Annotated in this window: 22 protein-coding genes and 1 other RNA gene; 15 read left to right on the top strand and 8 right to left on the bottom strand. The window is 48.2% G+C overall.

Annotated features, from left to right (window positions below):
- Positions 1-2: 2 nt before the first annotated feature.
- The 7 genes from NO559_RS00780 (at position 3) to NO559_RS00750 (ending at position 5588) form a co-directional block, all read left to right on the top strand.
- A complete protein-coding gene (locus NO559_RS00780) occupies positions 3-839 on the top strand; it encodes a GGDEF domain-containing protein (protein WP_258329856.1) in 837 nt (278 codons plus the stop codon).
- Positions 840-852: 13 nt separating this feature from the next.
- Positions 853-2211, top strand: a complete 1359-nt coding sequence (gene nhaA / locus NO559_RS00775; RefSeq protein WP_258329855.1) for a Na+/H+ antiporter NhaA — start codon at positions 853-855, stop codon at positions 2209-2211.
- Positions 2212-2413: 202 nt separating this feature from the next.
- Positions 2414-2896 carry an Hsp20 family protein gene (locus NO559_RS00770; protein ID WP_258330187.1) on the top strand — a complete coding sequence of 161 codons (483 nt, stop codon included), beginning with the start codon at positions 2414-2416 and terminating at the stop codon, positions 2894-2896.
- A gap of 93 nt (positions 2897-2989) precedes the next feature.
- Positions 2990-3595, top strand: a complete 606-nt coding sequence (locus tag NO559_RS00765) for an Hsp20/alpha crystallin family protein (protein WP_258329854.1) — start codon at positions 2990-2992, stop codon at positions 3593-3595.
- Between the two features lie 80 nt (positions 3596-3675).
- Entirely contained in the window at positions 3676-4272 is a 597-nt protein-coding gene (locus NO559_RS00760) for an Hsp20/alpha crystallin family protein (protein WP_258329853.1), read from the top strand.
- An 82-nt stretch (positions 4273-4354) separates the two neighbouring features.
- Positions 4355-5281 carry a DnaJ C-terminal domain-containing protein gene (locus NO559_RS00755; protein ID WP_258329852.1) on the top strand — a complete coding sequence of 309 codons (927 nt, stop codon included), beginning with the start codon at positions 4355-4357 and terminating at the stop codon, positions 5279-5281.
- 1 nt (position 5282) lies between these two features.
- Positions 5283-5588, top strand: a complete 306-nt coding sequence (locus NO559_RS00750) for a chaperone modulator CbpM (protein ID WP_258329851.1) — start codon at positions 5283-5285, stop codon at positions 5586-5588.
- Between the two features lie 28 nt (positions 5589-5616).
- Here the strand turns inward: NO559_RS00750 and NO559_RS00745 are convergent, their stop codons facing one another.
- Positions 5617-6204: a hypothetical protein gene (locus NO559_RS00745; RefSeq protein WP_258329850.1), complete on the bottom strand. Its 588-nt coding sequence runs from the start codon at positions 6202-6204 to the stop codon at positions 5617-5619.
- A 179-nt stretch (positions 6205-6383) separates the two neighbouring features.
- Here NO559_RS00745 and groES point away from each other — a divergent pair, with 179 nt between their 5' ends.
- Together groES and groL are read left to right on the top strand one after the other, a co-directional pair.
- A complete protein-coding gene (groES, locus tag NO559_RS00740) occupies positions 6384-6698 on the top strand; it encodes a co-chaperone GroES (protein WP_258329849.1) in 315 nt (104 codons plus the stop codon).
- On the top strand, positions 6695-8326 hold the full coding sequence (gene groL / locus NO559_RS00735; protein WP_258329848.1) for a chaperonin GroEL: 1632 nt from the start codon (positions 6695-6697) through the stop codon (positions 8324-8326). The genes groES and groL overlap by 4 nt, the downstream gene beginning before the upstream one ends.
- Before the next feature lie 498 nt (positions 8327-8824).
- Here groL and NO559_RS00730 read toward each other — a convergent pair whose 3' ends face one another.
- From NO559_RS00730 to NO559_RS00720, 3 genes are read right to left on the bottom strand one after another with little or no spacing between them, the layout of a single operon-like run.
- Positions 8825-11227, bottom strand: a complete 2403-nt coding sequence (locus NO559_RS00730) for a DEAD/DEAH box helicase family protein (protein WP_309149045.1) — start codon at positions 11225-11227, stop codon at positions 8825-8827.
- A complete protein-coding gene (locus NO559_RS00725) occupies positions 11220-11588 on the bottom strand; it encodes a type II toxin-antitoxin system HigA family antitoxin (protein ID WP_258329846.1) in 369 nt (122 codons plus the stop codon). The genes NO559_RS00730 and NO559_RS00725 overlap by 8 nt, the downstream gene beginning before the upstream one ends.
- A gap of 33 nt (positions 11589-11621) precedes the next feature.
- Positions 11622-11924, bottom strand: a complete 303-nt coding sequence (locus NO559_RS00720; RefSeq protein ID WP_258329845.1) for a type II toxin-antitoxin system HigB family toxin — start codon at positions 11922-11924, stop codon at positions 11622-11624.
- A 113-nt stretch (positions 11925-12037) separates the two neighbouring features.
- On the opposite strand from NO559_RS00720, the gene NO559_RS00715 reads away from it, so the two are divergent.
- Positions 12038-12184 carry a helix-turn-helix transcriptional regulator gene (locus tag NO559_RS00715; protein ID WP_375542729.1) on the top strand — a complete coding sequence of 49 codons (147 nt, stop codon included), beginning with the start codon at positions 12038-12040 and terminating at the stop codon, positions 12182-12184.
- Positions 12185-12959: 775 nt separating this feature from the next.
- Here the strand turns inward: NO559_RS00715 and ssrA are convergent.
- Positions 12960-13353: a transfer-messenger RNA gene (ssrA, locus tag NO559_RS00710) on the bottom strand.
- 369 nt (positions 13354-13722) lie between these two features.
- Entirely contained in the window at positions 13723-14205 is a 483-nt protein-coding gene (gene smpB / locus NO559_RS00705) for an SsrA-binding protein SmpB (RefSeq protein WP_258329844.1), read from the bottom strand.
- A gap of 169 nt (positions 14206-14374) precedes the next feature.
- Here smpB and NO559_RS00700 point away from each other — a divergent pair, with 169 nt between their 5' ends.
- From NO559_RS00700 to NO559_RS00690, 3 genes are read left to right on the top strand one after another with little or no spacing between them, the layout of a single operon-like run.
- Entirely contained in the window at positions 14375-15751 is a 1377-nt protein-coding gene (locus NO559_RS00700) for a sodium-dependent transporter (protein WP_258329843.1), read from the top strand.
- A gap of 35 nt (positions 15752-15786) precedes the next feature.
- Positions 15787-16218, top strand: a complete 432-nt coding sequence (locus NO559_RS00695) for a type II toxin-antitoxin system RatA family toxin (RefSeq protein ID WP_258329842.1) — start codon at positions 15787-15789, stop codon at positions 16216-16218.
- A gap of 37 nt (positions 16219-16255) precedes the next feature.
- On the top strand, positions 16256-16585 hold the full coding sequence (locus tag NO559_RS00690; RefSeq protein ID WP_258329841.1) for an RnfH family protein: 330 nt from the start codon (positions 16256-16258) through the stop codon (positions 16583-16585).
- A gap of 18 nt (positions 16586-16603) precedes the next feature.
- On the opposite strand, the gene NO559_RS00685 is transcribed toward NO559_RS00690, so the two are convergent.
- Positions 16604-16972: an outer membrane protein assembly factor BamE gene (locus tag NO559_RS00685; protein WP_258329840.1), complete on the bottom strand. Its 369-nt coding sequence runs from the start codon at positions 16970-16972 to the stop codon at positions 16604-16606.
- Positions 16973-17044: 72 nt separating this feature from the next.
- Between NO559_RS00685 and fur the strand changes: the two genes are divergently transcribed.
- A complete protein-coding gene (fur, locus tag NO559_RS00680; protein WP_258329839.1) occupies positions 17045-17461 on the top strand; it encodes a ferric iron uptake transcriptional regulator in 417 nt (138 codons plus the stop codon).
- Between the two features lie 81 nt (positions 17462-17542).
- Here the strand turns inward: fur and recN are convergent, their stop codons facing one another.
- The gene (gene recN, locus NO559_RS00675; protein WP_258329838.1) at positions 17543-19207 is read right to left on the bottom strand and encodes a DNA repair protein RecN; all 1665 of its coding nucleotides are present in this window, start codon (positions 19205-19207) and stop codon (positions 17543-17545) included.
- A gap of 285 nt (positions 19208-19492) precedes the next feature.
- Between recN and grpE the strand changes: the two genes are divergently transcribed.
- On the top strand, positions 19493-20101 hold the full coding sequence (gene grpE, locus NO559_RS00670; RefSeq protein ID WP_258329837.1) for a nucleotide exchange factor GrpE: 609 nt from the start codon (positions 19493-19495) through the stop codon (positions 20099-20101).
- Positions 20102-20226 lie beyond the last annotated feature (125 nt).

The raw sequence follows: 20226 nt of genomic DNA, 5'->3' as shown, positions 1-20226 counted from the left end.
TTGTGGCCGATTGTGAAGATGAATATTTTGAAGATTTAATACAATTAGGCGAAGAGAAACTATCAGTTAATTTAATTCAAAATATTGCCGATAAAAAGTCGGCAGCAAATAAATTAGAGGCCAAATACGGTACAGATTTATACGTTAGTATATTGCTGTCACTTACCCATGAAACATTCCAGCCCGAGCAGGCCAAAAAACTGTGGCAGGCTATCAACGAGCATTATCAACAGTTAAATAAGCTGCTGGCCAGGGATGTGCATATAGCTGTTGCCGCCATGGATTATTTATCCAATATTAACCCGCAGCTTGAATCCCCAATTATTATTAGCCAGCAAAAAAGTACTTTTATAACCAATACCAGTACCACTGACGAATTAACTGGCTTATATACCCGTGAGGTCTTTGATGTAAACCTCGCTAAAGAGCTAGAGTTAGCTAAGCGCACGCCCCATACCGTCTGTTTGTTAATGATAGATATTGATGACTTTAAACAGGTTAACGATAACCACGGTCATCAAGCAGGGGACCAGGTGTTGGCAACAGTGGGGCAGCTAATACTCGCTTCGGTGAGAAGCATGGATATTGCCGCCCGCTATGGCGGTGAAGAAATCGTCATTATTATGCCAGCCATAGAACCTAGTGCAGCCAACCTGGCGGCCAATCGCATACGCGCTAATATTGCGAATACGCAAATACAGGGCATAAATGTGACAGTCAGTATAGGTGTGGCAGCGCTTAATAAAACCATAACAAGCTCCAGTGCTATGATTAAAGCAGCAGACCTAGCCTTATATAAAGCCAAACACAGTGGTAAAAATTGCGTAGTCAGTAGCTAAACAAGGTGCAGCAATGACCGAGAGCAGCAATCAAACGGCGTTAGAACAAGCTTTTAGCAAAGTGTTATCGCCTTTTCAAAATTTTATAGAAGAGCAAAAATCTAGCAGCATTATTTTAATTTCGGCTACGGTATTGGCGTTAATGCTGGCTAACAGCGAGTGGGCGCAACACTATAGCGACTATTTGCACTATCAAATCGGCTTGCTAGTAGGGCAGCAGCCCTATGCTATGAGTTTTAAGCACTGGGTCAATGATGGCCTAATGGCTATATTTTTCTTTGTTATAGGCGTAGAAATCAAGCGCGAACTCTTAGCCGGGGAAATACGCGATATAAAAAAATCAGCACCCATTTTAGTGGCCGCCCTGGGTGGGATGCTGGTACCGGCGCTGTTTTACTTTGCTTTAACATTCGATACCGCCTATGCCAGTGGCTGGGGTATACCCATGGCTACTGATACGGCTTTTGCCATAGGGGTGTTGGCTTTGCTGGGCGCACGTATACCCATCTCTGCTTTTGCCTTTATTACCGCCTTAGCCATAGTGGATGATTTGGGCGCTATCGTGGTTATTGCACTGTTTTATACCGAGTCTATACAGCTTGCTTATCTGTATATTGCCGCAGTGATTTTACTATTACTAATACTGGCTAACGCCGTGGGGCTGCGTAGGCCCAGTGTTTATATTTTGGGCGGGGTTGCTATGTGGCTAGCCATGCTGGTGTCAGGTATACATGCCACGGTAGCGGGTATTTTAGTCGCCGCAACTATACCGGCGCGCTCTTCGAAAGAGCCGGATTGGTTTATTAAGCGTATAAAAAAATTACTGCATCGCTTTGAGCGTATAGAGTCAGGCAAGCAAGCAGAGGTAAAAATATTAGAGCAAAAAGAGCAGCATCAGGTTGTAGAAAACGTACTGGATGCAGCTCATCAAGCGTCAACACCTCTAAAACGTTGGGAAAACGCACTGCGTCACCCGGTGGCTTTATTGGTAATGCCTATCTTTGCCTTCACTAACGCGGGGGTCTCTTTGGATGACTTATCGTTGGCTGGGATAGTGGCACAGCCCTTATCACTGGCCATTATGTTGGGCTTAGTGCTGGGTAAATGTTTAGGTATCAGTTTATTTGCCTGGCTGGCGATTAAATTGGGCATGGGTGAGTTGCCAGAGGGCTTAACGATACGCCATATTATAGGGCTGAGTTTTCTCTGTGGCATAGGCTTTACTATGTCTATATTTATTGCCGGCATGAGCTTTGGCGGTAATGAAGAGCTGTTAGCTATGGCCAAGATTGCCATATTAATCGCTTCCACCGTTTCCGGTGTGCTGGCTTATGCCTGGCTATATGTCGTCAGCTTAGGCCAAGACAGCTAAGTTTTTGCCTCCCTACGGCCAATAATAAATGGCCTTTATATTTCAGTTAATTTTTATGATTAATTTATCTAACCAAGCTATTGAAATAGCTCCCGCCGCCCATAGGTATTGATTGCCATGTCTAGGCTCTAAAGGAGCTAGCTGTGGCAGTAGCTTACCGTAAAGCTGTTTATTTTATTTTGCTTCTTAGGGAGGATTTATGATGAACACATTAGACCTAACTCCACTTTATCGCAGCAGCATAGGCTTCGATAGGCTTGCGGGTTTATTGGATAGCGCTTTAAGCAGTGATGCCGTTAGCCCTAATTACCCACCCTATAATATCGAGGCTCTGGAAGATAACCACTACGCTATTACCTTAGCAGTAGCGGGTTTTACTGATCAAGAGCTGGATATTAAAGTGGAAAAAGGGGTGCTAAGCATACGCGGTGAAAAAGCCAGTAATGAGCAGCATAACTATCTGCATCAAGGTATTGCTAACCGCAGCTTTGAACGCAAATTTAACCTTGATGACCATGTCGAGGTGGTTGATGCCAGCTTAGACAATGGCCTGCTCACTATAAGCCTAGTCAAGGAAATTCCTGAGGCCATGAAGCCTAAAACCATAGCCATTAACAAAGCTAGCAAGGTTATAGAGCATCAATCGGCAAGCAAGTCCGAGGCTAAAGGCGATAAAGCGGCTTAGCAGCAACTAGCGCTGCCGGCAGCAAACTAGCCCTGCCGGCAGCCTGGGTTTTCTTAGTAAGGCTTAATTGGCTTAGTGCATGAGGAGTTAATAATGACTACTGAAAAGCATTCAACCTGGGAAAAACTCAATCCCTGGAACTGGTTTAAACACGAAAATGATGAGGATAAACAACAGCACGTACCGGTAACCCGTCGCGATATTAGCGTTGCTAATACAGCCGCGCAGGCAGACCCATTGCTACGTTTGCACCGTGAAATGGATAGGCTATTCGACGATGTGTTTAGTAGTGTTGGGCTACCCAGTTTACGCAGCCCATTTTTTAATAATGGCTGGCAAAATGAGCTTACCGAGCAAAATCCACAGCTACGTTATAGGCCACAGATAGATGTCACCGGTGATGATAAGCAATACGAAATTAACTTAGACGTACCCGGTTTATCGCAACAGGACTTGTCGGTAGAGGTGAGTGGCGATGTATTAGTGGTGAAAGGTCATAAAGAGGAGAAAAACGAATCTGACAATAAGCAATTTTACCGAGTAGAGCGCAGCTACGGTGCGTTCCAGCGTACCTTGTCGCTGCCACAGGACGCAATAAGTGAGGATATACAAGCCAGCCTAAAAGATGGCGTGCTTAACCTGCGTATCCCGCGCCGAGATACACCGGCCAGTCAGGTGAAGCACATACCCATATCTTAATCGTGTTATGCCGGTAGGTTGTAGTTAGCCTACCGGATTGTTAATCAATATTTGTTGGCAATATAACCGTAAGGAGCGCTATGAAAACGAAGCAAAAACAACAGTATCTATTGGCTCTTTTGTTGCTGTGTTTATTAACCATAGCCGTGTTGCTGTATAACAACTGGCGTTTACAGCAACAGTTAAATAGCTTAGCCCCTTGGGGCAATATTGAAATGCCCATGATGCAAAATCTGGCCGACCCTTGGCCAAAAAACTGGGATCCATGGGCTGCGCCCTGGGATAAAGATAATCACTTCTCCCGCCTGCAAAAGCACATGGACGAAATGATGAGCCAGCTAATACCCGGCCAATCTATTTTTAGCCACAGAGGTTTTGGTTACTCACCTTCGGGTCCCAAAATTACCATGGCTGATGAGGCTGAGCACTATCAAATCACCATAACCGTACCCAAAGGCCAACAAGTAGAGCTCAATACCGAGTTGAGCGGCAATGTTTTTAGCCTGTCGGGTAAGGTAAGCAATAGCCATAGCAACCGTGATGATAATACGGTGCAGCAAGCTGTAAGCAGCAGCCAGTTTTCACAAACCATTACCTTGGCGCAAGCTGTGGATGAGTCCGGTATGCGTATAGAAGAGCAAGACCAGCAGATTGTTATTACCATCCCAAAAAAATAGCAAAGTGAATGTACTTTTAAGCTTGCCGAACAGTAATTTACTGCCATTATTAATAAACGCTTATTGCCACTGAGAACAAGGTATGGAATTTAAAGATTACTATAAGATCCTTGGAGTTAAAGACGATGCCGACGAAAAAACCATAAAAACAGCCTATAGAAAATTGGCACGTCAGTATCACCCTGACATGAACCCTGATAAGGGCGCAGAAGAAAAATTTAAAGAAGTGGCGGAAGCCTACGAAGTATTAAAAGACGATCAGCGCCGTGCCGAATTTGATGAGCTAAAAAAATACGGCGGCAGGCCTGGCGGCGGATTTGAACCACCGCCGGGGTGGCAGGGTTCCCAGCGCAATTATAGCCAAGGTGGCGCTCACTTCGATGGCGACTTTTCAGACTTTTTTAATTCTATGTTTGGCGGCAGCCAAGGCTTCCAACAAGGTCGCCAGCAGGCATTTAGAGGGCAGGATGTAGAAATAGAAATGCCTATATTTTTAGAGGATACGCTACAGAAAACGGTTAAAACCGTAGCCTATCATCTGCAAGGCGAGGCCAACAAAAAACATCTAAAAGTAACCATCCCGCAGGGCGTTAGTGATGGTGAGCGTATACGTGTTAAAGGCCAGGGTGGGGCAGGGCACGGTCAAGGCGGTGCCGCGGGGGATTTATACCTGCATATACGCCTGGTGCCGCACCCATGGTTTGATGTGCAAGGCCATAACTTAATCATTACTTTGCCCTTAGCGCCTTGGGAGGCAGCCTTAGGGACTAAAGTCAAAGTACCTACCCTGCAAGGCTCGGTTAATGTCACCATCTCGCCCAATACGCCAGCCGGTAAAAAGCTACGTATTAAAGGCAAGGGCTTAAAGGATAGAAAAGGCGTGGCTGGCGATTTATATGCCGTGGTGAAAATCGTAATGCCCAGCAGTAGTAATGAAAAAACTAAGGCGCTATGGCAGCAACTCGATGCCGCTGCCAATTTTGACCCCAGAGCCGAATGGAGTAAATAGCATGGCTGAAATTACTTTAAGCTTATCCATTAACGAGCTCTGCCAGTTGGAAAGTATAGAGCGCGAAATAATTATTAATATTGTCGAATACGGCATAGCCGAGCCAGTGGCTGGCCAGGGCAGTAACGACTGGGTATTTGATACCAGCAGCGTACACTGGATAAAAAAAGCAGCCCGCCTGCAAAGAGACTTAGAAATAGACTGGGTAGCAGTGGCGCTGGTCATCGATCTTATGCAGCAAAAAGAGACCCTGCAACAAGAAAACCTTCGCTACCGACACCAGCTAAAACGGTTTATAGAAAAATAAAAACTACTTAATCCCGCGCGCTGCGCGGCTAATGTTGCCAGCTTGGGTCTATAGGGATAATGCCCACAGCGCGTAGCTGTTGTTCGGCTAACTGGTCTTTGTTGTTTAGCCAGCGTTGGTGCAGCAATAAAATATCCTGGGCATCAAAAAAATGCTCCTTAGAGCAAGCTTGGCTAACTAAGCTTAATAAGCGAGCAAAGCCGGTGGCTAACTCCGAAAATATATGGGCTTGTTGCTTACTGGCTTCGGCGACATAGTAATAAGCCGCACCGCCCATGCCCACCATATAATCCTTGCGTATACCGCGGCGTGCAAAATACTCAGGGAATAAAGCCGCTAAAAACAAAGACTGGTCCCCCAGCTTACGTAACAGGGCCAGCTTTTCTCTTTTGTTATTGGTGGCTAGTGCATCAAAATAAAGTAGGGCCAAAGGCTGCAGGCTTAGCCCTTGCTGCTGTTCAAATAGCTCACGGCTTTGGCCGTAGCGTTCTAGCATATGGCTTAAATACCACAGGGTGTCGTCGTGCGGGGGGGAGGCCTGGCTAAAACGCTGCAGGCGTTTTTTAAAGTAGGCGGCTAAAGAGCCTTCGCGGCTAATAGTGCTTTTCACGGGCATAAATAAACTCCTCAGGGCTTATAACAGGGGTTTATATCTACCTGTTCAGTATAGTAAAAAATTTTTTATTTAAAATACTTGAAATCAATTTTTACTGCCCCTACATAATTTTGGCGCGGTGGGCCCATGCTTGCCGCTGCGAGTTAATTTGGTATTCAATCATAGTAGGAGAAACGTTCATGGGAATTAAACCTCTTTATGATCGTGTGGTTGTACGCCGCCTAGAGGCAGAAACCACGACTGATAGTGGCATTATTATCCCCGATTCTGCCGCCGAAAAACCCAGCCAAGGGGAGGTTATAGCCGTAGGTGACGGCATAGCACTAGACAATGGTAAGTTGCGGGCTTTGGCGATTAAGCCCGGTGACCGAGTTTTGTTTGGTAAATATTCAGGCTCAGAAGTAAAGGTTGATGGCCAAGAGTTATTGGTAATGAAAGAGTCAGATATTTTAGCTGTAATTGAGCATAGCCAAATAGAGGAGAAAGCCGCATGAGTGCTAAAGCTATAAAATTTTCTGATGATGCGCGCGAGCGTATGCTTAGCGGGGTTAATATCCTCGCTGACGCCGTAAAAGCTACCCTAGGACCCAAAGGCCGTAACGTTGTGCTAGACAAAAGCTTTGGCGCACCACGGGTGACTAAAGACGGCGTGTCGGTCGCTAAAGAAATAGAGCTAAAAGATAAGTTTGAAAACATGGGCGCACAAATGGTGAAAGAAGTGGCTGCCAAAACCGCTGAGGTTGCTGGCGACGGCACCACCACTGCCACCGTGTTGGCGCAAGGTTTTTTAAGCGAAGGCTTAAAATCTATAGCCGCTGGCATGAACCCTATGGATATTAAACGGGGGATAGATGCTGCGGTTAAAGTGGCCATAGACGAGCTGGGCAAATTAGCCAAACCCTGTAGCGATAACAAATCCATAGGCCAGGTTGCCACCGTGTCGGCTAACTGGAACCAAGACATAGGTGACATACTGGCCGAGGCCATGGAAAAAGTCGGCCGCGATGGTGTAATCACCGTAGAGGAAGGTAAGTCACTGGCCAACGAGTTAGAAGTAGTAGAGGGTATGCAGTTTGATAGGGGCTACCTGTCACCTTATTTTGTCACCAACCAAGACAAAATGACTGCTGAGCTAGAAAACCCCTACTTACTATTGTTTGATAAAAAAATCAGCAATATACGCGACCTGCTGCCCACCCTAGAAAAAGTTGCCAAAGAGTCACGGCCATTATTATTAATCGCCGAAGATGTTGAGGGTGAAGCCCTAGCTACCCTGGTGGTTAATAATCTGCGTGGCATTTTAAAAGTCGCCGCGGTTAAAGCCCCAGGCTTTGGCGACAGGCGCAAAGCCATGCTGCAAGACATAGCCGTGCTCACCGGTGCTACCGTTATTGCCGAAGAGGTAGGGCTAAGTTTAGAAGATGTAGAGCTAGAGCACCTAGGCAGCGCCAAACGCGTAGTTATCAGCAAAGACGCCACCACCGTGGTAGACGGGGAGGGTGAAAAGCAGGCTATAGACGAACGGGTTGCGCAAATACGCAATGAAATCGCCAATGCCAGTTCCGACTACGACAAGGAGAAACTACAAGAGCGCGTTGCCAAACTCGCCGGTGGTGTAGCGGTAATTAAAGTAGGTGCTGCCACCGAAGTGGAAATGAAAGAGAAAAAAGATCTGGTAGACGATGCCCTGCATGCCACCCGCGCGGCGGTGGAAGAAGGCATAGTACCTGGCGGTGGTATTACCCTGGTGCGCCTGGCTGACGCCGTGAGCAAGGCGCAATTAGCGTCTGCCAACGAAGACCACAAGCAAGGCATAAAAATTGCCCTGCGTGCCATGGAAGAACCCTTTAGGCAAATTGTGCGCAACGCTGGCGTAGAGCCCAGCGTAGTACTAGAAAAAGTACGCGCAGGCAGCGACAGCTACGGCTACAACGCCCAAACCGAAGCCTACGGCGACATGTTGGAAATGGGGATTATCGACCCCGCCAAAGTCACCCGCTCAGCCTTGCAAAACGCAGCTTCCATCGCCGGCTTAATGCTAACCACCGAAGTCATGGTTAGCGAACAGCCCAAAGAGGAAAAGCCCGCTGCGCCAGCACCGGGTATGGGCGATTGGGGCTAAACCCTTCTAGCCACAATCGTGTTTAGGGGAGCGGTAGGGCTCCCCTTTTTTATTGATTGTTTATTTTTTTGTTAATGCCACTGGCGGGAATTCACTCGGCACATCCATGTGCCTCGCCCTGTGGGCAGCCTGCGGCTGTGCAAATGCATTTTTGTGAACCCGGTACGCGGGTTCGCACCCACACCACAAATAAAAAACTCTATGATGCGTATTAACAGCTTGGCGGGAATTGATTCGCGCCATCCTTGGCGCTCATCCCGTTGGGGCGACCTGCGGTCGTCAAAAATGGCTATCCTGCATTTTTGTGAACCCGGGCTTTTAACTCAATACCTGCAGTTACTACCATTAATACAAAACCCCGCCTTCTTGCAAAGGCGGGGTTTTGTATTAATGGTGAGACGGGGCGCCGGTTTGGTTCCCACAATAGGAACTGAATTAGTCCCTCAATCGCTTTAGTAAGCCAATGCGGGTCTATGCTTACGCAGGAGCTTGGGAACCCTATTCGTCAGAAGCTAGCAGAAACTCGGTTGACAATTGGCCTTGTTCGGGCGCTTCACCATTGAACGAAATTTGATATCCCATTGCCTTATAGCTTTTCTCCCGTTTGTTGAACATTCGTTGCAACATAGGGAGCGAGCAATCGACATAATCGTATATGGTGACACGCTCTTTGCCATCTGATTCTCGGTGAATGCGCCCGGCATACTGAGCCAGAGAGCCTTTCCATGCAATGGGCATGGCTAAGAACAGCGTGTCTAGTCTTGGCAGATCAAAACCTTCACCTACATATTTGCCAGTGGCAACGACAACTTGTGCGGTAGGTAGTTGCTCTTCAACAGCCTTCCGCTCAGACGCGCGCATTGCGCCTTTTAAAACGACCGAGTCGACCTCTTTGTCGAGCAGCAAAGCATTGATCGTCTCTGCATGTCCCCTGCGTTCTGTTAACACTATTGGGTGTTTAGATTGCTGAATACAGGCGAGAACATCGATGATGATTCTCTGTGTTCGTTCATCATTTTCCATGATCCAGCGATAAGCGTCAGAGATTTTTGGTCGCTCTTCTGAATGGATTAACTGCTTTGGAGGAGAGTCATAGAGCTGATGAACAACGACCTGCTGTTCAAATTTTTCTTCTGTGGTGTTTTTAACCTTGTGACGAATAGGCCCTGTCGCCATAAAGATGATTTTCTGGTGGCCATCCTGCCTTTCGGGTGTGGCGGTCAAGCCGAGTAAATATTTAGCTCTAACTTCGTTTAACACCATTTCAAAGCGCGGCGCAGAAACGTGATGGCACTCATCAACGATCACATGCCCATAATCTTGGACGATCTCCGATACAGTGTTTTCTTTTTTATTGATGAGGCTTTGGTAGGTTGCGATGTCGATGACACCCGTTGGCTTTTTCTTGCCACCACCAATGATGCCAACATCCATATCAGGCAAAAACGATTTTAACCGTTCTCTCCATTGGTCGAGCAATTGTCTACTGTGAACTAAAATTAGCGTATTGGCTTTGCGCTTGGTAATCATGCCAATAGCGGTAACTGTTTTACCAAAGGCTGTTGGAGCGTGAAGAATTCCAGCATCGTGCTTTCTCATGGCTCGCACTGCAACTTGTTGATTCTTTCTGAGTTTGACGAGCGACTTAGTGGTTTTAAGTTTAGTACCACTTTCACGTTGATCGTCTAATTGAACTTCGATCTGATTCTCGGCTAATAACTCTAACGCTTCGTCTAAGCAACCACGGGGTATCGCCAAGTAACCTTGCTCTATTCGAGCGCAGGAAATGAAACGTGGAATACCATGGGTTGAAAACCGTAGTGCCTGTGTTTTGAAGAATACAGGGTTTGAAAAGCTCGCGAGCCGCCTTAACCTTGCTGCTAAGGCGTTTGGTAGCTCACTTAATTCAAAATAAATATGATTTGCGAGAGTGACGTTTATCTTTTTTGGTGGGTTTTCTAATAAATGAGGTTTTGCCTTGGCGGTCATTTCCCAAGGTGGGCAATTCTCTATAACCTCTTGTTCTTTAAATAACGCTGAGTTTGGTGAAATCTGTGTCAGTAGCTTTGTCAGTCTGCTGTGTGAAATAGACTCCATATTAGCTAGGTGTTGCCATTGGTCCTGGATGACATTCAATTCGTTATTGACAAAGGAGCTATTGCCAGACAATCGCGCTTCCTTTTGGAGTGGTAGAGCGATTAAATTTCCAAATCCGCCTTCGGGTAAAATATCCTGATTGGGGAAAAGGCGATCATAGGAATCAAACGATAAGTTGGGATAAAACTCCATCGCTTTGTCGAGTAGTCCAAATCCTAATAATCTAGCTTCTTTGGCAGGGACTTTCTCGTTGAAGAAAATCCAAAGGTGCGCTCCTTTGCCAGAGCGTGAAATTTCAATGGTATGCGGTATTTCGAAGTTATGGCAAGCCCTCGACATTGCGTTCACTTCTTCTTGCCATTGGCCTTTATCAAAATCGGCCGCAAGAAAGTAGCAGGTGTTATCGTGCATTAAAGGGTAGAGGCCAGCCACTTGTTGCCCTGCTAAGTGGCGATAAATGATCTGGTCATTTAACTCTGTGAACTGACGGTGATTGCAATCCTGACATTTGATGCGAGGCTTATGACAGATCCCTTGTACCCACTCGTTGTTGCAGGCAACAGAGTAACCACTGCGACCTTTTTTATTTTGCCAGCGGTTAGCAAAAATATCGGTTCGGCCCCGAAACAATCCTCTGAATATGGCAATCTTTTGGTCTGGCGAATATAGGGGCGAGTCTGATGTATTCGGTGAAGGTTGCTGGAGTTGATCTCTAAGAGCTAGAAGTTGCATTTTCTCCTGCTCAAGCTCTGCGAGCCGAGCGTCAATCTCCGCTGTGCTTTGAAATCTATCACTCTTAAGCATGCGCTTGAGGTGGTTTGATCAAGGATTCAGCCGGAATACCCAAACCTTCATGCAGCTTCCAGATCATTTTTAGTGTGAGCGAGCGCTTGTGATTGAGAATCTCATAAACTCGGTTGCTTTTACCGATCATTGGCTCGAGATCTTTCACTGTTAACCCTTTGCGCTCCATCTCGAACTTGATGGCTTCAACAGGATCAGGCAGTTCCATAGGGAAATGCTTGGCCTCATAAGCTTCGATAAGCGTGACCATGACGTCTAGCTTTTCACCTTCGGGAGTGTCAGGGCCAGCCATCATCAGGCTTTCAATTTCTTTTAATGCCGCTCGGTAGTCGGTATCAGTTTTGATCGGTTTGATGTCCATAGTGTTTACCTCTCGTTTCTACCTTTGGGTCAGTTAAATAGTTTGTACGTCAATTTTGTCGTATTGTGCATGGGTGCCGATGAATCGGATGTACACCACGCGATAGGCGTAGTTGATCCACACGACTAGTCGGTACTTGTTGCCCGCAATATTGAAAACCGCACGCCCATCTTTAAGGATGCTGGCATTTCTGAAGTCCTGCTTAACATCAGCAGGTGCGCTCCAGTCAGCTGCTAAGGCGTGTCGATACCAAGCAAGCGTAGGCTCTTTAGCATCCATGTACTCTGGGCGCTCTTCCCAGAAAGCTTTTAGTGTCGACAAGGCAATGATTCTCATAAAGTTAATAATAGTCCCGAAATGGGACTTGATCAACTAGAATATACTGGAGAATCAATATGAATGAATATCAATCACTTATTACGTAAAGAGAGCTGTGTAATCGTTGGCAAGTGAGTGAGGCTACGCTGGAGCGCTGGCGTTCAGGGGGGATAGGCCCGATTTATGTGAAACTTGGTGGTCAAGTTAGGTACCGGCGAGAAGATGTACTGGAGTATGAGGACAGTTGCTTAAGAAAGAGTACTTTTGAAGCTGTTTGAGTGTGGGTTAGTACGCAAATAACCGCATCAGCCCTAATTTCCTGAGAGTAAAATTGCGGGTTAATAAATAGCCCTAATGGCTGGTGAGGGCTCATTAGGGCTATTTACAAGATGGTGGAGCCGGCGGGAATTCACTCGGCACATCCATGTTCCTCGCCCTGCGGGCAGCCTGCGGCTGTGCAAATGCATTTTTGTGAACCCGGTGCGCGGGTTCGCATCCACACCTGCACCGCAAATAAAAAACTTTATGATGCGTATTAATAGCTTGGCGGGAATTGATTCGCGCCATCCTTGGCGCTCACCCCGCTGGGGCGACCTACGGTCGTCAAAAATGGCTGTCCTGCCATTTTTTGAACCCGGGCTTATAACTCAATACCTGCAGTTACTACCAATAAAAAACCCCGCCTTCTTGCGAAGGCGGGGTTTTTTATTGGTGGAGCCGGCGGGAATTCACTCGGCACATCCATGTGCCTCGCCCTGCGGGCAGCCTGCGGCTGTGCAAAAATGCTATCCTGCATTTTGTGAACCCGGTACGCGGGTTCGCATCCACACCCGCACCACAAATAAAAAAGCCCCACCCAAAAATGGGTGAGGCTTTTTATTTGGTGGAGCCGGCGGGAATTCACTCGGCACATCCATGTGCCTCGCCCTGTGGGCAGCCTGCGGCTGTGCAAAAATGCTGTCCTGCATTTTTGTGAACCCGGGCTTATAACTCAATACCTGCAGTTACTACCAATAAAAAACCCCACCTTCTTGCGAAGGCAGGGTTTTGTATTGGTGGAGCCGGCGGGAATTGAACCCGCGTCCGTCAGTCCGCTGCTTAGTGCTCTACATGTTTAGATTCCGTCAATTGTTTTAACCGCTTACAGCCCGACGGGCAGGACGTAGTTGGCGATCCCGATTAATATTTAGCAGATCCACCCCGGGCGAGGCTTCACAGCGATCCAGTTCTGAATGACAGTCAGTAGCGCGATACTGGCACCTTGCTAAAGACCGCTAGGGGGCTAGCCCCTAGATGGTGTAACAAAAAGCTACTTACGCAGCTAGTTGAGCACCGTAGTTGTCGTCGTTGGCAACTAATAGTTTGCAGCTTTGGATTTACGTGATTGGCTACCATCACGACATGCACACTTAAGTTTTGTAACCGTCGTCGAATCCAAATCGGCCCCGAAACTGTTGTTGATTTACAGTGCGGCTGTAAATCACTTAAGTACCGCCATTATAGTGCTAGTGTTTGGCTGCGGCTACTACTTCATTTAAATAAAGCGTATTTAGCACTGTTAGGTGTTAAATAGTGGGCTTGTTGGGGGTTAGGGATATGAAAAGTAGAACAGGGATGGGGCGACCCGTAGGTTATGCGCCCGCACCCCAGTTGATGCTCCCTGAGGGAGATCTGTCTTGGCATCAAAGTGCCTTAGTTAATATGGGCTCTATAAGGCCTAAATGCAATGCCGTGGTTAGAGTGTTTACGTCTAAAAAAACCTCTTTAAAATTCGCAGGGCATTTAAAAAAGCCTATAAAAATAGAGCTAAGCGTTGTTACTGGCGGGTGTTGTCGCGCACTATGCGTTGTTTCTCTCGGCCCCAGTCTCGGTCCTTTTCGGTGGCGCGTTTATCGTGTTTTTGCTTGCCCTTAGCTATGCAAATTTCTGCTTTGACCAGGTGATTTTTCCAGTACAAGGCGGTGCACACGCAGGTGCGGCCATCTTGCTGGGTAGCTTCGGCAAGTTTGGCTAGCTCACGCTTATTAAGCAGCAATTTGCGGGTGCGAGTGGGCTCGGCCACAAAATGGGTGGACACGGTATTGAGCGGCGTGATGTTGGCGCCTATCAGCAGGGCCTCACCGTTTTGCATATGCACATAAGTATCGACAATTTGAACTTTGCCTTCCCTTAAACTTTTTACTTCCCAGCCCAACAGCGAGATGCCCGCCTCAAATTTAGTTTCGAGATGGTAATCGTGCTTGGCCTTTTTATTAAGGGCAATGGTGTTACTGGTGTGTTTGGGTTTCTTTTTGTTCATGGGGCGGCATTATAGGTATTTCATGGAGCAATGAATATAGGGGGGATCAATAATAGGGGCTGGAATTATAGCCTGCCTAAAAATGCTGCTTGTTTATCGCCATAGTTAAGGGCTTTACGGTAAGCTGTGTTCAATTTGTCAGTGTGCTTAGCGAAAAGGTGTGTAGCCAGTGTCTTTATTAAGGGAATCTAGCCAGGGGGTATGGGGCAGTCGTTGGACCTTTGTGGCAGCCACCGCTGGTGCCGCCGTGGGCATGGGTAACTTGTGGAAGTTTTCTGCCTTGGCTGGTGCCAATGGTGGCGCGGCCTTTGTGGTGGTGTATTTGTTTTTTATGGTGCTGGTGTCGTTGCCGGTGCTGATTGCCGAGGTGGTGATAGGCAGCCGCGGCCGCGCTAACCCGATTACGGCCAGCCAAAACCTGGCGCGTGAGGCCGCTGTCTCTAGTTGGTGGCAGTTGATGGGCTGGCTGGGTTGTTTGGCGGGGCTGTGCATACTGTCCTATTACAGTGTGATGGCCGGGCTGGGCATTGCTCATATAGATAGTATCTTTACTGGCCAGTTTAAGGGCTTAACGGCGGCTAAGGTGGGTGAAGCTTTTAACCAGTTACTGGCCGACCCTTGGCAGTTGGCCTTATGGCACTCAATCTTTTTGGCCTTGGTAGTTTTAGTGGTGTCCACTGGTGTGGAGCGCGGCATGGCGAGAATGGCGCGTATTATTTTGCCAGTGTTTGTGCTGCTGTTAGTGATAGTGGTGCTGTATAGCAACCGTATGGGGGATATGGCAGCTGCCCAGCAGTTTTTATTTAGTTTTCAATGGCAGGCCATCACCCCAGAGATAGTGCTGGCGGCCTTGGGTCAGGCCTTTTTTACCTTGAGCATAGGCCTGGGGGCCATGATGGCCTTTGGCGCCTATATGCCCGATGGCCGCTCGGTGGCGGGCTTATTATCGGCGGTGGTGTTAATTGATACGGCCGTAGCGCTATTGGCAGGCTTGGCGATATTCCCCTTGGTGTTTAGTTTGAATATAGCGCCCAGCACTGGCCCCGGTTTAATGTTTGTGGCTTTGCCTTATGCCTTTGGCCATATAGAGCACGGCGAGCTATTTGGCGGTGCCTTTTTTACAGTGGTGGCCTTGGTGGGGCTGAGCTCGGGGGTGGCGCTAATGGAGCCGGCGGTGGCTTGGTTGGTAGAGCGCTGCAAGTTTAAGCGCCTGTTTGCGGCATTAACCGTGGGGCTGTTGGCCTGGGGGCTAGGTATAGTGGCGCTGTTATCGCTTAATGAATGGAGCGATGTGCGCTGGTTAGATAGGAGCATTTTTAACTGGCTGGACTATATCAGTGCCAATATTCTCCTGCCGTTAGGTGGCTTGTTAATTGCCATTTTTGTAGGCTGGCGTATGCGCCTAGAGGTGGTGCGCGATGAGTTTTACAAGCATAGCGGGGTTGTTTTTGTTCTTTGGTATTGGCTTTTACGTTATATTGCCGCCCCTGCTGTGTTGTTGATTTTGCTGCTGCCGCTTTATCGCTGGCTAGTAGCGACGGCCTAGCTTAGTTTCTAGCGATTAAGATAAATAAGGTTAAAATGACTTCCATTGAGCGCAGTGCGCTGCTGCCCTATAGCGTTGATAAAATCTATCAACTGATTAACGATGTAACGGCTTACCCCCAGTTTATGGATGGCTGTGTTGGCGCTGAGCTTATCTCGCAAAGTGACAGCCATATGCAGGCGCGTTTGGATTTAGCCAAGCTAGGGTTTAGCTACAGTTTTACCACTCGCAATGAGCTGCATTACCCCCATAAAATTGTGATGCACTTAGTGGATGGGCCGTTCTCCCATTTTCAGGGCGAGTGGCTGTTGCAGCCTTTAAGTGATGAAGCCTGTAAGGTGAGTTTACGCATGAGCTTTCAATTAAAGGGAGCGGTGTTATCGCTGGCCGCTAAAAAAATGTTTGAGCCTATGGCGAATAACTTAGTGGATGCCATCGTCAAACGTGCCCAGCAGTTGTATGGTTAAGCCGCAATATTTATTACTAAGCAATTAAGAGAGCCCTATGTCAGTAACGCCCACCATCACCATAGAAGTCGCCTATGCCTTACCCAATAAGCAAAAAATTATTGCCTTAGAGGTTGCTGAGGGTACGACGGTGTATGAGGGGGCTATGGCCTCGGGCATGGAGCAGTTTTTCCCGGGGCTGTCTATAGCTGATGCCAAGCTGGGCATTTTTGGCAAGGCGGTGGCCAAGCCGCAGCAGCAGACCTTGCGCGATGGCGATAGGGTAGAGATCTACCGGCCGCTGTTAATCGACCCCAAAGAGGTGCGCAAAGCGCGTGCTGAAAAAGTGAAGGCGGAAAAGGCCGAGCAAAAAAATGCCCGGCAATAGTACTAGTAAGCTGCGGGCTTAGTCGTCGCGGCTAAGTGTTTCGGCGTCGGGGTTGTCTTCGGGCTCATCCTCGGTGAGTAACTTCAGTGCCGAGCCGCTCATGCTGGCTAAATGCTCACCTTTAAAGATCAGCACTAGGTTTTTCTTGCGTACAGGCAGCTTGTGGGGGCGCATAATATACACATAGTCCCAGCGGTCGTTATTAAAGCTATCTTTAATAACTGGAGTGCCTAAAATAAACTCAACCTGGCTTTTAGACATGCCAATTTCCAACTGCCTTAGCATATCAGCCTTTAAAATATTGCCTTGCTCTATGGCGATTTTATGGGGTGTACAAGCTGCTAAACTTAGCCATAGGCAGCATAGAGGTAAAAGATATTTAGTCATGGGTGGTTCCACTGTTGCTTGAGGTTGTGGATAATACCCGAAACTCGCAATTAACGCTAAGGCAGCTACATCATGGCCACCCAGAATCAGGAACTACGTAATGCAGGGTTAAAAGTGACCTTGCCTAGAGTAAAAATTTTGCAGCTATTGGAGGCTGCAGAACAAGACAGCCACCACCTCAGTGCAGAAGATGTATACAAATCATTATTAGACAGCGGTGAAGACGTAGGCCTGGCCACGGTTTACCGCGTGCTCACCCAATTTGAGTCGGCAGGCTTGGTGGTAAGGCATAACTTTGAAGGCGGCCATTCGGTATTTGAGATGGCTAAGGGTGACCACCACGACCACATGGTGTGCCTAGACAGCGGCCAAGTACTGGAATTTTGTGACCCTACAATAGAAAAGCGCCAGCACGAAATAGCCGACGAAATGGGCTATGAGATTGTTGATCATAGTCTTGTTTTGTATGTAAAACCGAAGGAAAAATAGTCGCTAGTTTATAGCCACTAGTTCCTAGTCTTTAAGCTAGCGACTTCGCACTAGAGGCTAGGAACTGCAGTCTAAAGACTGTTAATGCACCGCCAACATCTGTTTGGCATGCGCAATGGATTGCTCGGTAATATCTATGCCCCCTAACATGCGGGCAATTTCTTCTATCTTATCTTCTGGCGCCAGCTGTTTTAGCTGGGTGGTGACGGATTTTTTCGAGCTTTGTTTGCTCACGTATAAATGCTGGTGGCCCTTGGAGGCAACTTGCGGTTGGTGGGTAACGCACAGTACCTGACCTTTTTCGCCCAGCTGCTGTAGCAGGTTGCCTACTACTTCGGCCGTGGCGCCGCCTATGCCTACGTCTACCTCGTCAAAGACCATGGTGGGTATGGCGCTGGTTTGCGCGGTCACCACTTGTATGGCCAGGCTAATGCGTGAAAGCTCGCCTCCCGAGGCGGTGCGTGCCAGTGGTTGGGCAGGCTGGCCGGGGTTGGTGCTAATTAAAAAATGTATGTCTTCCAAGCCTTGTGGGTGTGGCTCTTCGCCCTGTCTGGCGGCTAGCTCTATGCTAAAGCGGCAGTTGCTCATGGCTAGGGTTTTAAGTTGTGCCTCTACCTGTTTCTCTAATTTTTGGGCGGCGCTGCGGCGCTTTTTGCTGAGCTTACTTGCCAGCTGTTGGTAGCGCTGGCGCAGCTCTGTGGTTTGCTGGTGTAGCTGGTCTATTTCTTCATCGCTGCCGGCTATACTGTTGAGCTCGCTTTGTAACTGCTGGTGTAGCTCGCTGAGTTGGCTGGCATCTATGCGATGTTTGCGAGCAATTTCAAACACCAGGTTGAGGCGTTGCTCTACATATAACAGGCGTTCGGGGTCTACCTCAAAATTGTCTATATGGGCGGCAATTTCATGGCTGGCTTCTTCGGCCTGTATCAGGGCGCTGTTTAACAGTTGCTCGGCCTCTTCCAGACCTTTGGTTTTGGCGGGGATATTGGCCAGCGAGCGTATGGCTTGGTTGAGTATATTGCTGACGTTAAGTTCGCCTTCTTGGCATAGGGCTAGGGCGTGATGGCAGGACTGTAAGATGGACTCGGCATTGGCTCTTTGTTTTTGTTCGGCTTCTAGCTGCTCTAGTTCACCTTCAGCCAAGGCCAGTTGGTCTAGCTCTTCGACTTGGTAGCCCAACAGTTGTGCTCTGGCGGTTTGCTCACTGTGGTTGGCCTCTAGGGTGGCTAGGCGCTGTGCCAGCTGGCTGTAGTCGGCGACTGTGTTTTTGATGTCGTCTACTAGGCTTTGAGTGTTGGCAAACTCATCTAATAAGCGGCGTTGCTGCTCTTTTTTTAGCAGGGATTGATGGGCGTGCTGGCTGTGTATGTCGATCAGCATATTGCCCAGGGTTTTTAAGTCGTTGAGGGTGGCGGGGCTGCCATTAATAAAGCCTCGCGAGCGGCCCTCTTTGGTGACAACGCGGCGCAGCATGCATTCGTGGCCAGCGCTAAGTTCACGGCTGGCCAGCCATTGCTGGGCCTCAGGGATGTTGCTTATATCAAAGGTGGCATGTATATCGGTGCGGTCAGCGCCGTGCCTGACTATGGCGGCATCGGCGCGGTCGCCCAAGGCCAGCCCTAGCGCCCCCAGCATAATGGATTTACCGGCGCCGGTTTCGCCGGTGATCACGGTCATACCGCCGTGAAACTCCATGTCTAAATGAGAGGCAATAGCAAAGTTATCAATATTCAAATGGCTGAGCATGCTGGTTATCTCTTATTGGTTGGGTTTGCGAATACTGTTGTTATGCACAGTATTATGGTTATTTATACAGTGTTTTGTCTAGTTTTAATTTGCAACGGCTTTGCCGCCTAGTTTGTGAATCTGGGGTCTTGTGCTAACTGCCTGATAAATAAGCATTTATTTTTTATGGCCTAGGCCTTGATATGGCTGTGGCAGCCCCCATATCTGAGCACAATAGGTAAAAAGGCGGTGCTGAAGCTGCTTTTTTGTAGCCATAATAGAAGCGGTAATTGGAGAGAGTACGCAGTGTCAAAAGACGATCAAACAAACCCCGAAGTAGACTCAGCTAACCCAGAGCCCGAAGCGGTGGTGGATGCTGTTGAGCCAGAGGCCACAGAGCCTGCGGCTGAATTGAGCGAAGTTGATAGCCTGAAGGCGCAGCTGGAAGCCGCCCAACAAGAGTTGGCCGATACCAAAGAGCAGGCCCTGCGCACTGTGGCTGATGCCCAAAACACCCAGCGTCGCGCCGAAGCCGAGGTGGATAAGGCCCGCAAATTTGCGCTAGAGAAATTTGCCAGTGAGCTATTGGTAGTTAGCGACAACCTAGAGCGTGCTATCGATGCCGCCGACCAAGAAAACGAAGCCTTAAAGCCCTTATTGGAAGGGGTGGAGCTTACTCAGAAGTCACTGATTGCTGCCCTAGAGAAATTCAAGGTTGAGCAGGTAGACCCTAGTGGTGAGCCTTTTGATCCACAATTACACCAAGCTATGTCCATGGTTGAAAACCCCGATGTAGAGCCCAATACCGTCATCCATGTGATGCAAAAAGGCTATACCCTAAACGGCCGCTTGTTGCGCCCGGCTATGGTTATGGTGTCTAAAGCCGCCAGCACCTCGGTGGACGAGCAGGCCTAATAGCGCAATAAGTAACAGAAAATAAATGGCCGCGGCCCTTGAAAAGCCTATAAACGCGCCAATATAGGTAACAACTGAATAGTAAAGGCTTACCCTTCTGGGCAGGCTGACATGAATTGAACGAT

The sequence above is a fragment of the Dasania sp. GY-MA-18 genome (genome assembly GCF_024734385.1).
Classification (GTDB): domain Bacteria; phylum Pseudomonadota; class Gammaproteobacteria; order Pseudomonadales; family Dasaniaceae; genus Dasania; species Dasania phycosphaerae.
This window is presented reverse-complemented; position numbering and strand designations above follow the sequence as displayed.